Genomic DNA, 12,835 nt, shown 5'->3' with positions numbered 1-12,835 from the left:
TCGGGTTACGATCGAGGTCGCGATCTTCAAGGCATAGCACCTTTGCTCATGGGCGTCGCTGGTGTCACGACACCCGCAAGCGGCGCAAGGCGATAGAGTCGCCAGGCAATCAACAAGCCGACCAGCACCAGCCCACCGACAAAGGCGGCGACGCCAGTCCAACCGTGAGCCGCATAAAACAGGCCGCCGCTGGCACCAGCAATGCTCGATCCCATGTAATAGGAAAACAGGTACATCGAAGACGCCTGCGCTTTCGATGCGCCCGCTCGTCGCCCTACCCAACTGCTGACAATGGAATGGCCGCCGAAGAAACCGAATGTCACCGCAACAATGCCGAGGATGACCAGCCATAACGCATCGGCCAGGGTCAGCGCTGTGCCGACCAGCATCAGCGCAAAGGCGGTCCACAGCACCTTGCGGCGCCCCAGCTTGCCGGCGAGATGCCCCATCCAGGCCGAGCTGAAAGTGCCGACCAGATAGACGCTGAAAATCAGCCCGACGACGGCTTGGCTCAAGCGATATGGCGGCGCGAGAAGACGGTAGCCGAGATAATTGTAGACCGTGACAAAGGCCCCCAGCAGCAGGAAACCTTCGGCGAACAGCCATGGCAGCCCGGGATCGCGAAACATCGCCGCGAAACGTCCGAACAACGCTTTCGCCGCCCAGGGCCTGGCTTCGAAATGCCGCGATGCAGGCAACGCACGCCAGAAGACCAACCCCGCGGCCAGACCGATCACACCGACCGCTGCGATGCCGATCCGCCAGCCGAACCATTCGGCCAGCACACCCGATACCAGGCGCCCGCCCATGCCGCCGACCGCACTGCCGCTGATATACAGGCCCATGCCAAGGCCGATCGAGTCCGCATGCATCTCTTCGCTGAGATACGTCATCGCTACCGCAGGCAGACCGCTCAGGCTCAGACCAAGCAACGTGCGCAACAGCAACAGCTGATGCCAGCCGGTCGTACAAGCCGATAGGAGCACCAGCACGGCCGACGCCAGCAGCGACACCACCATCACCGGTTTGCGTCCCCAGCTATCGGACAGACCGCCGGCAAACAGCATCGCGATGGCCAGCACGCCGGTGGTCACCGATAGCGACAGCGCGCTGGTTGCCGCGTCGATACCGTAGTGCCGGCTGAATTCCGGCATCAGCGGCTGCACGCAATAAAGCAGCCCGAACGTCGACAGGCCCGCGGCAAACAGGGCCAGATTAGTGGCTCGAAAAGCAGGCGTACCGTGACGGATCCAGTCGTCTGTCTCGACCGTCGTGGCTTTTGAAATCGGCTGGTCCATGAGTGCACAGGATAAGCTGATGTACTGCATCAATCGATAACGATCACACGATGGACTTATAGCGATCGGCTATCTATCGATAACGGCGTCGAGAAGATCGACGACTGAAGGGAGTCTCGACAACCTCACAACAATCGTCATCCCGGCGCAGGCCGGGATGACGAGTAGGAGGGTTTGTCGCCCCCCCCTCAAGCCAACGGTAGCCGCATGACGATTTCCAGGCCGCCACCTTCGGCATTCTTCGCCTCGATCTCGCCGCCATGAGCCTGTACCACGCGCTGTACGATCGCCAAGCCAAGCCCATGACCCTCTGCCCGCGACGCATTGCTGCCGCGATAGAAGGGACGGAACATCAGGCCGAGTTCTTCCTCGGGTACGCCGGGGCCGTGATCGCGAATGCGCAGTGCGGCCATGCCCTGCTCCAGCTCGACATCCACCAGAATCTCGCCACCTTCCGGGCTGAACTTGATCGCGTTCGAAATCAGGTTGTCGAGCGCGCGCTCAAGCAGGAGCGGGCTGCCTTGAATGGCGATGTCCCCACGTCCAGTTTGACGCAACGTTACCTGTCGCGCCTGCGCATCCAATGCTGCTGCATCTACGCGTTCGGCAATCATCGGCACAAGCGCTACGTGCTCGCGCTCCATGCCGGGCAAACCGGCTTCGAGCCGCGACAGCGCCAGCATTTCGCCGGTCATGCGGTCCAGCCGCATGATCTCCCGCTCGGCATGTGCAAAATGCGGCGCGGCTTCGTTGGCACTTGTGCTGTGTTGGGCCAGATCCATGATCAGATGCAGCCGGGCCAGCGGCGAACGCAATTCGTGCGACAGGTCCTGCAACACCCCACGTTCGTGCACGATCAAGGTCTCGATACGTTCGGCCATGCCGTTGAAATCGCGCGACAGTTGACCGAGCTCATCATGCTTGCCTTTCCACGGCGTGCCCACGCGTGTGGAAAACTCGCCGGCGGCCATGCGTCGCGTCGCATCGCGCAGCGCCTCCACCGGTCGCGCCACGCTACGTGCCACCCACCAGCCGGCAATGGCGATAAACAGCAGCGACAAACCCAACTGCACGCCAAGGAAAATCTGTTGTCGCATACGCGGCGACACGCGTGCACGCGAGCTGCTCGTCGCAACCATCTCGCGCACCGTGCCATCGCTGCCCGTGACCTGCTGCACGGCAACGTAGTAGCCGGGCCAGGGCTCGAGCTGGATATCACGTTCGGCATCCAGCCATTCGGGCACCTGGGCACGTATCGAGGACGGCAGGCGCATCTCGCGCAAGGACTGCCCGTTTTCGTAGAGCGTGACATCCACGCCATCGCGGCGCTCCTGCCGTGCCCAGGTCTCAAATCCCTCTTTGCCGCCGGCCTCCAGCGCCTGCGTCGCCGATTGCGCGATCGACGGCCAGTCGATGTCCTGTGCCGAAGAGTACTCGATAAAACGCCGCGTCAGCACGCCGCCGAGAAACAGCGCGAGCAAGGTGACGGCGCAGAACGAAAGCAACAGCCGCCAGAACAGCGGACTGCGCAAGGGACTCTTGAAACCTGTCATGCACGCGCTCCGCCGGCTACCAGCACGTAGCCCGCACCGCGCACGGATTCGATGCGCAGCGACGTTTCATCCGCCTCGGTCAACTTGTGGCGCAAGCGGCTGACATGCACATCGACGCTACGATCGAAGCGCTCGATCTCGCGTCCCAGCGCGGCACGCGTCAGCGTTGCCTTGTCGATCACCTCCCCGGTGCGCTGCGCCAACGTAAGGAGCAGCAGGAACTCCGCACCGGTGAGGCTGAGTTCCTGCTCGTTGACATAGGCACGGCGCTCGCCGGGCAGCAGCCGCAATTGACCGATCGTCAATGCCGCGGCGCCTTCCACCGTGTGCCGACGCAACTGCGCGCGCACGCGGGCAAGCAGCTCACGCGGCAGGCAGGGTTTGGAAAGATAGTCATCGGCACCGAGCTCCAGGCCGACCACCCGATCGACCGGCTCGCCACGCGCGGACAACATGATCACCGGCAGGCGGTGCTGCAGACGCAGCTCGCGCAGGGTATCGAGGCCGTTCTGCCCCGGCATCATCACATCGAGAATCATCAGGTCCGGACGCGTGGCCGGGTCTCGCAGCTGGGCCAGCGCAGATTCGCCGTCGTGCACCACATCGACCTGCAATCCCTCGCGGCGCAGATATTCGGCCAGCAAGGCACAGAGTTCGCGGTCGTCGTCGACGATAAGTATTCGGGACATGGGGGGATGTTAATGGGGAACAGGGAGCGCGTTTGATGGTGGAATCTTGCGATCGTCGCAAGCCTACGGTTTATTCCCTGTTTCCTGCCCCGTCTTTACCCATCTTTACGTACCCGCAAAGGTCTTAAACGCCCCGTTGTCGTCCAATATGTTCGCAAGTGAGTCGTCCCCCCAACGGAGCAAACACCATGCGTAAGATTCTTCCCCTGTCGTTCCTCCTCACCGCTGCCCTTGGCTGCTCGGCGCTCGTCTTCGCGGCCCCGCAGGACGGTGGCCCGGCCGGTGGCGGCCCGGGTGGCTGGCACGGCGGTCATCGTGGCCATCACGGCGCGTTCATGGCGCTGAAGAAGCTCAACCTGACCGACGATCAGAAGGCCCAGGTGAAGCAGATCTTCCAACAGGGCTTTGCCCAGCTGAAGCCGCAGATGCAGGCCGTGCGTCAGCAGCGCGAGGCCTTCGAAGCGATGCCCCCGGATGCGGCCGGCTACCAGCAGGCTGCCGCCAGCCTCGCCCAGGCCGAAGCCAGCCTGACCCAGGCTCGCGTAACCCAGGGCGCCACCACCCGCGCCCAGGTCTACAACATCCTGACCAGCTCGCAGAAGGCCCAGCTCGCCACGCAAAAAGCCGAACGCCAGCAGCGCATCCAGCAGTGGAAGCAACAGCACGCGCAGCAAGCTGCAGGTACCACCCAGTCCGCGCAGTAATCCTGCACGTGACAAGCCGCCGGCTCGCGCCGGCGGCTTTTTTTTGTCCTGCTTTTTTAGCGCGAGGACGTCTCAGCGCGAAGACAACGCCGGTGCTTGCTGCGCGGGCACCCATACCGGCGTCGCGTAGCCGGCCGGCTTGTCACCCACGGCGACGCCACCATGGATGCGCGTCTGCTGCGTATCGCCAAACATGTAGTACGGGAACGGCGTTTCCGGCGCGCTGGCAGCGGCCAGTCGCTGGCGCAGTTCCCTTGGCAGTTCGAAATCGAGTGCGGCAAGGTTGTCGTCCAGTTGCGTCAGCTTGGTCGCGCCGACGATCACCGAACCGACGCCCGGCTGCGTCGCCACCCAGTTCAAGGCAACCTGCGCCATCGGCTTGCCGATAGCCTTGGCCACCTGTTCCAGCTCGGCAACGATGCGCCAGTTGCGCTCGGTGAAGCGATCGAAACCAGGCGCGCCGGAAACCTTGGCCAGCCGGCCGTCCCCGGTACCACCGCCCTCGCCCGGACGATACTTGCCCGACAACAGACCCATACCGAGCGGGCTCCAAGCGGTAATACCCATGCCGAGCTGCGTGGCGAGCGCGGTGTATTCGTGTTCGATATGACGCTCGATCAACGAGTATTCCAACTGCAGATTCACCAGCGGCGTCAGCGCGTGCGCCTGTGCCCAGGTCTGGGCGCGTGCCGCATACCATGCCGGCACATCCGACAGGCCTGCGTAGCGAATCTTGCCAGCGCGCACCAGGTCGTCCAGCGTGCGCATCACCTCTTCGGCCGGCGTGACGCGGTCCCAGGTATGCAGCAGGTACAGGTCGATGTAGTCGGTCTGCAGCCTGCGCAACGAACCCTCCACGGCACGCATGATGTTCTTGCGGCCGTTGCCGCCGGCGTTCGGATTGCCCGGTTGCGCGTTGTAGGTGAACTTGGTCGCCAGCACCACGCGATCGCGCGTGCCGTTATCGGCAATGAACTGGCCAAGCAAGGTTTCGCTGTGGCCCTCGGTGTACATGTCAGCGGTATCGATGAAATTGCCGCCACGCTCCAGGTAGCGATCGAACATGGCACGAGCGGTTTCTTCCGGCGCGCCCCAGCCCCATTGATCGCCGAACGTCATGGCGCCCAACGAGAGGCGGCTGACGCGCAAACCGGACTGACCCAGGGTGTAGTACTGATCGAGCGACATCGCGAACTCCTCGAGGGCTAAAGGGATGGGGCTGAAGGGGCGGCTTGAACGCCGGCTTGAGGCAAAGTCTGCGCCTTGCCATTCCCTTGAAAAATAGGCATCTTCTTGATGCTTTATTTAGATGAGCTAATTAATGCGTGACGAGCATGCTGCGGCTTTACGAGCTTTCCGGCTGATCGCCCGGTATGGCAGCTTTACCCGTGCCGCGGCCGAGCTGGAGGTCACGCCGTCCGCGCTGAGCCAGACACTCAAGCAACTGGAAGCCAGCGTCGGCGTGCGACTGCTGCATCGGACCACGCGTCAGGTGGGCCTGACCGAAGCCGGCACCGATTTCCTGGCGCGCATCACGCCCGCGTTGAATGAAATCGACGCTGCCATGGAAGCGCTGCGCCAACACGGGGAACGCCCTGCCGGCACCCTGCGCGTGACAATGCCGCAGAACCTGCTCGACTGGTTGATCGGGCCAGTACTGGTGGAATTCTTGCGCGCCTATCCGGATGTGAAACTCGAGGTGTTGTGCGACAGCCGCCTGATCGATCTGGTGGCCGAAGGGTTCGATGTCGGCATTCGATTGGGCGAGCGCCTGGCGCGCGACGTAGTCGCCGTGCCTTTGGGCGACAAGGTACGCGCCGTGGTGATCGGTTCACCGGCGTACTTCGCAAAATACGGCCGACCGCAGCATCCGCGTGACCTGGAGCAACATGCATGCGTGCGCTACCGCTACGTCGGCAGCGGAGCGATCTATCGTTGGGAATTTGCCCATCGCAGCGGCGCATCGCGCGGGCAATGGTTCGATATGGATGTCGACGGCCCCATCACCACCAACGAACCGGCGATCGGCATCCATGCCGCCCTGGAAGGGCTCGCCTTGATGCATGCGGTGGAGCCGATGGTGCGCAAGGCCATCGCCGCAGGCCACCTGGAAACGGTGCTCGATCCGTGGCTACCGCCGTTCGACGGTTTCTATCTCTACTACCCCAGCCGTTTCCAGGTGCCACCGAAACTGCGCGTGTTTATCGATTTTCTACGTGAACGATTGGCCAATACCCTTTAAAAAACTCAGCCCGTTTGTAGGAGCGACTTCAGGGAACGTCGAAAAACCTCCTACTCGTCATTCCGGCGTAGGCCGGAACCCAGTGGCCTTGCAAACGGTTATCGCGATAGCCTAAAAAAGTCAGTTCTATCGCGAGAACCAAAAACCGATGCCACTGGGTCCCGGCCTGCGCCGGGATGACGATAGGAAAATCTGAGGTTATTAGAGGTTCACTTCAGTCGCGACGGGACGGTTGCGGGACGGTTGCGTCACGGCCGGTCGCGACTGAAGTCGCTCCTACAAGATAGGCGGGGTTACAAGAGCAGCGTCAGCGGTAACGGCCTTCGACCCACACGTGACCCGGTGCCCAGTAGCCCGGCACCCAGACACGCTCGTAATGCGGATGACGCGGCTCTACCACCACGCATCCCGTCAATGCAGCGGCGCTGGCGAGCAAGGCGGCGGTGCTTAGGCAGATCATCATCAAACGACGCATAGGTGCGCTCCTCTCGTGGACTCACGACGAGAAACGCGATCGTTCGAATTCACGATGACACGCATGACTTGGCGTCGATAACTTCCGTTCATGCCAAGTACCTGCGGTCGCCCTACACGCATTCAGGTGGCGGCAAGCTGCTCCACCACACTGCGATACCGCGCGGCAATGCCCGCCTCATCGCGATGATGGAAATCGCGCACCACCCACTGCCCACCGACCAGCACGTCGCGCACCAGCGGCGCGTTGCCGGCAAACAAGAAGCTGTCCATGACCGCATTGGCCGAGCGCGCGGCGAGTTGGGGTGCTGCATCGTCCAGTACGATCAGGTCCGCACGCGCGCCTTCGCGCAATTCACCGATCGGCAAGCCCGCAGCGCGTGCACCGCCTTGCAGTGCGGCCCGCCATAGCGTCTCGCCCACGCTGTCGCGTTCCTTGCGTGCGGCGATGTTGCGATGCCGCGTCGCCAGGCGTTGGCCATATTCGAGCCAGCGCAGTTCTTCGACCGGTGATACCGAAATATGCGAGTCCGAGCCGATACCGAGCACGCCGTGCGCATCCAGGTAATCGGACAAGGGAAACAAGCCATCGCCAAGATTCGCTTCGGTGGTCGGACACAAACCGACGACCGCTCCGCTGCGTGCGATCTGCCGCACTTCGCGGTCTTCGACATGCGTGGCGTGTACCAGGCACCAGCGAGCATCGACATCGGCATGATCGAACAGCCACTCCACCGGCCGCGCGCCGCGCGTGGCCAGACAGTCCTGCACTTCGCCGATCTGTTCGGCGATGTGAATGTGAATCGGCATGTCGCGCGTCAGCTCGGCAGCGAGCACCTCGCGCATTGCGACTTCCGGTACGGCGCGCAAGGAGTGCAAGGCGACACCGACGCGCAAATCCCCGCGCTCGTGGCGACGCAAGGTTTCCAGCAGGCGCAGATAGGCATTCACATCGTGACCGAAACGCCGCTGGCGCGCGGTCAATGCACGGCCATCGAAGCCACCGCTCATATAAAGCACCGGCAACAAGGTAAGCGCGATGCCCGCCTCGCGCGCCGCTTCGATCAGGGCCAGCGACATCGCCTCGGCCTGCGCGTATGGCGTGCCGTCGGGACGATGATGCAGATATTGGAATTCGCAGACCTGGGTGTAACCCGCCTTGAGCATTTCCACGTACAGCTGCGCGGCAATCGCCTTGAGCTGTTCCGGCCCGATGGCGGCGGCGAAGGCATACATGGTTTCGCGCCAGGTCCAGAAACTGTCGTCGCTGCGTCCCTTGCGCTCGGCCAGACCGGCCATGGCGCGCTGGAACGCATGCGAATGCAGGTTGGGCATACCCGGCAGCACCCAGGCGCCAAGTCGCTCCGCAGGGCCGTCGGTAGGGCCCAGATGCCCGCTCGCATCGACCGCCACCACACCGTCAGTGCTCCATCCGTCGGCCAGCCAAAGTTGATCGGCGCGGTAGTTGCGGGGGCGGTCGGTATCGATCATGAGCTAGGACTCGGCGGGAATCCTGGGCAGTTTAGATGAACTGCATAACTTCGCGGCTCTCGCGTTCACGCCATTTCATCCATAATTAAGCACATGGCCAAGAAAACCCCCGAGCACACTCCCAAGCTGCTGGTGCGTCAGGCCGTTCCCGCCGACGTACCCGCCCTGGTCGATCTGACCGCCCGCGTCTACACGCCCGAATGGGGCCATTCGGAGGAAATGCTTCGCTCGCAGCAGACGCATTTTCCGGAAGGCCAGTTCGTTGTCGAATACGAAGGACGCCTGGTCGGCTATTGCGCCACCTTCCGCATCGACGAAGCGACCGCTCTGGCGCCGCATACCTGGATGCAGATCACCGGTGGCGGCATGGCGTCGCGACACAAGGCCGATGGCAACTGGCTGTATGGCATGGAAGTGGTGGTGCATCCGGATTTTCGCGGCATGCGCATCGGCCAACGGCTGTATCAGGCACGCAAGCGGCTGTGCACGGACCTGAAGTTGCGCGGCATCGTGTTCGGCGGCCGCATTCCCGGACTGGCGCGCAACATCCAGCGCTATGGCAGTGCCGAGGGCTATGTTCAGGCCGTGCTCGAAGGCAAGCGCCGCGACCTGACCTTGAGCTTTCAGCTCAACAACGAATTCCAGGTCATTGGCCTGCTGCGCGGCTATGTACCGTCCGACTACGACTCGCTCGGTTACGCCGCGCATCTGGTGTGGCGCAACCCGCGTCTGCTCAATCACCCGGATACGCCGTCGATTCCCACACCGCAACGCCTGCCCGACTCGGTGCGCGTCGCTTCGGTGCAGTACCAGCAGCGGCGAATCAAGTCGTTTGAAGAATTCGCCACGCAGGTCGAATACTTCACCGATATCGCCGCCGACTACAACGCCGACTTCGTCACCTTTCCCGAACTGATCACGCTGCAATTGCTGTCGATCGAAAACGAGGAACTGTCGGCGGTCGCAGCGATTCGCAAGCTGAGCCATTACACGCCACAGGTGAAGGAGCTTTTCACGCGCTTGGCGGTGCACTACAACATCAACATCATCGCCGGCTCGCACCCGACCGAGCAGACCAACGGCGACATCCACAACGTCTGCTACGTCTGCCTGCGCGACGGTTCGCTGCACGAGCGCGAAAAGCTGCATCCGACGCCCAGCGAACGTACCGTCTGGAACATCACCGGCGGCGACACCGCGGCGACGATCCAGACCGACTGCGGACCGATCGGCGTGATGATCTGCTATGACTCCGAATTCCCCGAGGTCGCGCGACACTTGACCGACCAGGGTGCGTTGATCCTGTTCGTACCGTTCTGCACCGACGTGCGTGAAGGCTATCTGCGCGTGCGCTATTGCTCGCAGGCGCGCGCCATCGAGAACCAGTGCTATGTCGTGCTGTCGGGCAATGTCGGCAACCTGCCCGGCGTCAACAACTTCGATATTCAGTACGGCCAGAGCTGCATTCTCACGCCAAGCGATTTCCCGTTTGCGCGCGACGGCATTGCAGCCGACTCCACACCGAATATCGAGACGGTGCTGTTTGCCGACCTCAGCCTGGAAAATCTCGCACGTGCACGCAACTCGGGCGCGGTGCAGAATCTCAAGGATCGCCGTTTCGATCTGTACGAAACCCGTTGGACGCGCAAGCCGGAAAGCAGCAAATGAATGAGCAGGATCCGCACGACGAACCACCCGTGCGTACACCCCAAGGACGACTGCAACGGCTTGCCGCCAGCAACGATCTCTTCTCGCCAGTGCAATGGCGCCGTCGCATCCTGTTCTGGAGCGGCGCGGTGCTGGTCGGCCTGGCGGCGGTGGGTTTCGCGCAGGCAGCGGACTATGTCTTCGGCCTGTTTCAAAAAGTCGTCACGCACAATCGCCTCTGGGCGTTTCTGATCACGCCAGCCACCTTCGCCCTGCTGGCCTGGCTGACGGCAGGAGCACTTAAGCCGACACGTGGCTCGGGTATTCCGCAGGCGATTGCGGCCCTGAAGGTCGAGGACGAAGGTTTTCGCAGCAACCTGCTCAGCCTGCGGGTGGCGATCGGCAAGATGGCGCTGACCCTGGCGGCGCTACTGGGCGGCGCATCGGTCGGCCGTGAAGGCCCGACGGTGCACGTCGGCGCAGGCTTGCTGTACTCGCTCGGGCGCCGTTTCGGGTTTGCCGAGCCGGCCGCCGTAGGACGCTTCATCCTGGCCGGTTCCGCCGCAGGCCTGGCGGCGGCATTCAATACACCGCTTGCCGGCGTGGTGTTCGCGATCGAAGAAATGAGCGGCGCGTTCGAACATCGCATCAGCGGCATCCTGCTTACGGCAGTGATCATTTCCGGCGTCGTATCGTTGGGCATTCTGGGCAATTACGCCTATTTCGGCCAATTCAACATCGCCCTGCCGCTGGGTGAAGCGTGGTGGGCCGTACTGGCCACCGGCATTGTCTGCGGCCTGGCCGGCGGCCTGTTCGCGCGCCTGATCCTGCCCAGCGACACCGGTTTCCGCGGCGCGGTGGGGCGCTTGCGCGCGCGCCAGCCCGTCGTATTTGCGGCGGCCTGCGGCCTCGCCCTGGTCCTGCTCAGCCAACTGACGCACAACGGCTTGTATGGCACCGGCTACGCGCAGGCCAAGGCCCTGCTCGAAGGGCATGCGGATACGGTTACCGGTTTTGGCGCATTGAAGTTCCTCGGCAACATTGCTTCGTATTGGGCCGGCATTCCCGGCGGCATCTTCTCTCCGGCGCTGGCCGTCGGCGCGGGCCTGGGCAGCAACATCGCGGCGCTCATGCCTGGCATCGATCCGGCGTCGATCATTCTGCTGGCCATGGCCGCCTACCTTTCCGGCGTCACTCAAGCACCGCTGACGGCAACGGTCATCTCGATGGAGCTGACCGCCAATCAACAGATGGCCCTGCCGATCATGGCCACTTGCCTGCTCGCTCGCGCTACATCGACCCTGGTTTGCCGCAAGCCGGTGTACAAGGCGTTGGCAGACAAACTGATCCACGATTTCGAACAACGCAAGGCGCTTGAAGCGGCGGCAACACCCGCCGATGCTGTCGTAGACGACACTCAAGCCGAGCCGACGAAGCCGACACCATGACCTGGGATACCTTGCTGATCAACGCCGAGCTGGCGACGTTTGCCACCGATGCGCCCTACGGCTTGATCTCCGACGCCGCCATCGCCCTGCACAACGGCGAGATTGCCTGGGTCGGCAAGCATGCCGACCTGCCCGCGAATGCCGAGGCGAAGAACACCATCGACCTGGATGGCGCGCTGGTTACCCCCGGACTCATCGACTGCCATACGCATCTGGTCTTCGGCGGCGATCGCGCGCATGAATTCGATTTGCGCCTCAATGGCGCTACCTACGAAGAGATCGCGCGTGCCGGCGGCGGCATCGCGTCGACGGTCAACGCCACACGCACAGCCGACGAAGCGCAGTTGCTCGCGCAGTCCTTGCCACGCGCTCGCGCACTGCTCGCCGATGGCGTCACCACGCTGGAAATCAAATCCGGTTATGGGCTGGAACTGGAGACCGAACGTCGCATGCTGCAGGTCGCGCGGCGCATCGGCAGCACATTGGGTATCGATGTGCGCACCACGTTTCTTGGCCTGCATGCCTTGCCCGCGTCGCACAAGGATCAACGCGAAGCGTACGTCACCGCCGTTTGCGACCAGATGCTGCCGACGCTTGCTGGCGAAGGCCTGGTCGATGCCGTCGACGCGTTCTGCGAGAACATCGGTTTTACCCGCGAGGAGACGCGCCGCGTATTCGAACGCGCCAAGGCGCTGGGCCTGCCGGTGAAACTGCATGCGGAGCAACTTTCCGATCAGAATGGCAGCGCGCTCGTTGCCGAATACCGGGGCCTGTCCGCCGATCATCTGGAATACCTGAGTGATAGTGGCATCGCCGCCATGGCAGCGGCCAGTACGGTGGCTGTGCTGTTACCGGGTGCTTTCTATGCATTGCGCGAAACCAAGCTGCCGCCGATTGCCGCGCTCCGCGACCACCACGTAGCGATGGCTGTCGCTACCGACTGCAACCCCGGCACCTCGCCGTTGCTGTCGCTGCGCCTGGCCGCTGGTATGGCGTGCACGCTGTTTCGACTCACGCCCGAAGAGGCCTTGCGTGGTGTCACGGTGCATGCGGCACGTGCGCTGGGTTTGCGAGATCGCGGCACGCTGGAGGTGAATCAACGCGCCGACCTGGTGGTCTGGAACGTCCAGCGCCCGGCCGAACTGTGTTATTGGATAGGCGGTTCGCTGGCGCACAGCGTTTACGTCGCAGGACGTTCCATCGCATTCGACTGAAGATAACCGCCTATTTTTTGTAGGAGCGACTTCAGTCACGACCAGGCTCGTGAAAACCGACAACCGAAGCCACTG

Annotated in this window: 11 protein-coding genes; 5 read left to right on the top strand and 6 right to left on the bottom strand. The window is 62.9% G+C overall.

All coding sequences use genetic code 11. The features are described 5' to 3' along the window. Positions 1–26: 26 nt before the first annotated feature. The 3 genes from QMG46_RS11770 to QMG46_RS11760 form a co-directional block, all read right to left on the bottom strand. Positions 27–1,298: an MFS transporter gene (locus tag QMG46_RS11770; RefSeq protein ID WP_281852710.1), complete on the bottom strand. Its 1,272-nt coding sequence runs from the start codon at positions 1,296–1,298 to the stop codon at positions 27–29. Between the two features lie 188 nt (positions 1,299–1,486). Continuing rightward, the gene (locus QMG46_RS11765; RefSeq protein ID WP_281852708.1) at positions 1,487–2,851 is read right to left on the bottom strand and encodes a sensor histidine kinase; all 1,365 of its coding nucleotides are present in this window, start codon (positions 2,849–2,851) and stop codon (positions 1,487–1,489) included. After that, the gene (locus QMG46_RS11760) at positions 2,848–3,540 is read right to left on the bottom strand and encodes a response regulator (RefSeq protein ID WP_281852707.1); all 693 of its coding nucleotides are present in this window, start codon (positions 3,538–3,540) and stop codon (positions 2,848–2,850) included. The genes QMG46_RS11765 and QMG46_RS11760 overlap by 4 nt, the downstream gene beginning before the upstream one ends. A gap of 188 nt (positions 3,541–3,728) precedes the next feature. Between QMG46_RS11760 and QMG46_RS11755 the strand changes: the two genes are divergently transcribed. Then, positions 3,729–4,244, top strand: coding sequence for a Spy/CpxP family protein refolding chaperone (locus QMG46_RS11755; protein WP_281852706.1), 516 nt, complete (start codon positions 3,729–3,731; stop codon positions 4,242–4,244). Positions 4,245–4,316: 72 nt separating this feature from the next. Here QMG46_RS11755 and QMG46_RS11750 read toward each other — a convergent pair whose 3' ends face one another. Continuing rightward, positions 4,317–5,432, bottom strand: coding sequence for an aldo/keto reductase (locus QMG46_RS11750; protein ID WP_281852705.1), 1,116 nt, complete (start codon positions 5,430–5,432; stop codon positions 4,317–4,319). A 133-nt stretch (positions 5,433–5,565) separates the two neighbouring features. Here QMG46_RS11750 and QMG46_RS11745 point away from each other — a divergent pair, with 133 nt between their 5' ends. After that, positions 5,566–6,486 carry a LysR family transcriptional regulator gene (locus QMG46_RS11745; protein WP_281852703.1) on the top strand — a complete coding sequence of 307 codons (921 nt, stop codon included), beginning with the start codon at positions 5,566–5,568 and terminating at the stop codon, positions 6,484–6,486. Between the two features lie 307 nt (positions 6,487–6,793). On the opposite strand, the gene QMG46_RS11740 is transcribed toward QMG46_RS11745, so the two are convergent. Then, positions 6,794–6,961, bottom strand: coding sequence for a hypothetical protein (locus tag QMG46_RS11740; RefSeq protein WP_281852702.1), 168 nt, complete (start codon positions 6,959–6,961; stop codon positions 6,794–6,796). 122 nt (positions 6,962–7,083) lie between these two features. Then, positions 7,084–8,451 carry a formimidoylglutamate deiminase gene (locus QMG46_RS11735; protein WP_281852700.1) on the bottom strand — a complete coding sequence of 456 codons (1,368 nt, stop codon included), beginning with the start codon at positions 8,449–8,451 and terminating at the stop codon, positions 7,084–7,086. A 93-nt stretch (positions 8,452–8,544) separates the two neighbouring features. Between QMG46_RS11735 and QMG46_RS11730 the strand changes: the two genes are divergently transcribed. Genes QMG46_RS11730 through hutI form a run of 3 tightly spaced genes read left to right on the top strand, consistent with a single transcriptional unit; the run spans position 8,545 to position 12,760 of the window. Further along, positions 8,545–10,119, top strand: coding sequence for a bifunctional GNAT family N-acetyltransferase/carbon-nitrogen hydrolase family protein (locus QMG46_RS11730; protein ID WP_281852699.1), 1,575 nt, complete (start codon positions 8,545–8,547; stop codon positions 10,117–10,119). Further along, positions 10,116–11,546, top strand: a complete 1,431-nt coding sequence (locus tag QMG46_RS11725) for a chloride channel protein (RefSeq protein WP_281852698.1) — start codon at positions 10,116–10,118, stop codon at positions 11,544–11,546. The genes QMG46_RS11730 and QMG46_RS11725 overlap by 4 nt, the downstream gene beginning before the upstream one ends. Further along, positions 11,543–12,760 (top strand): imidazolonepropionase, encoded by a 1,218-nt coding sequence (gene hutI / locus QMG46_RS11720; protein WP_281852697.1) that lies wholly within the window; start codon positions 11,543–11,545, stop codon positions 12,758–12,760. Before QMG46_RS11725 ends, hutI begins: the two co-directional genes overlap by 4 nt. The last annotated feature ends 75 nt before the right edge of the window (positions 12,761–12,835 follow it).

The organism is Dyella sp. GSA-30 (assembly GCF_027924605.1).
In the GTDB taxonomy this organism is placed as follows: Bacteria; Pseudomonadota; Gammaproteobacteria; order Xanthomonadales; family Rhodanobacteraceae; genus GSA-30.
Note: the sequence above shows the minus strand (reverse complement) of the source record. Positions and strands in the feature narration are given on the sequence as shown.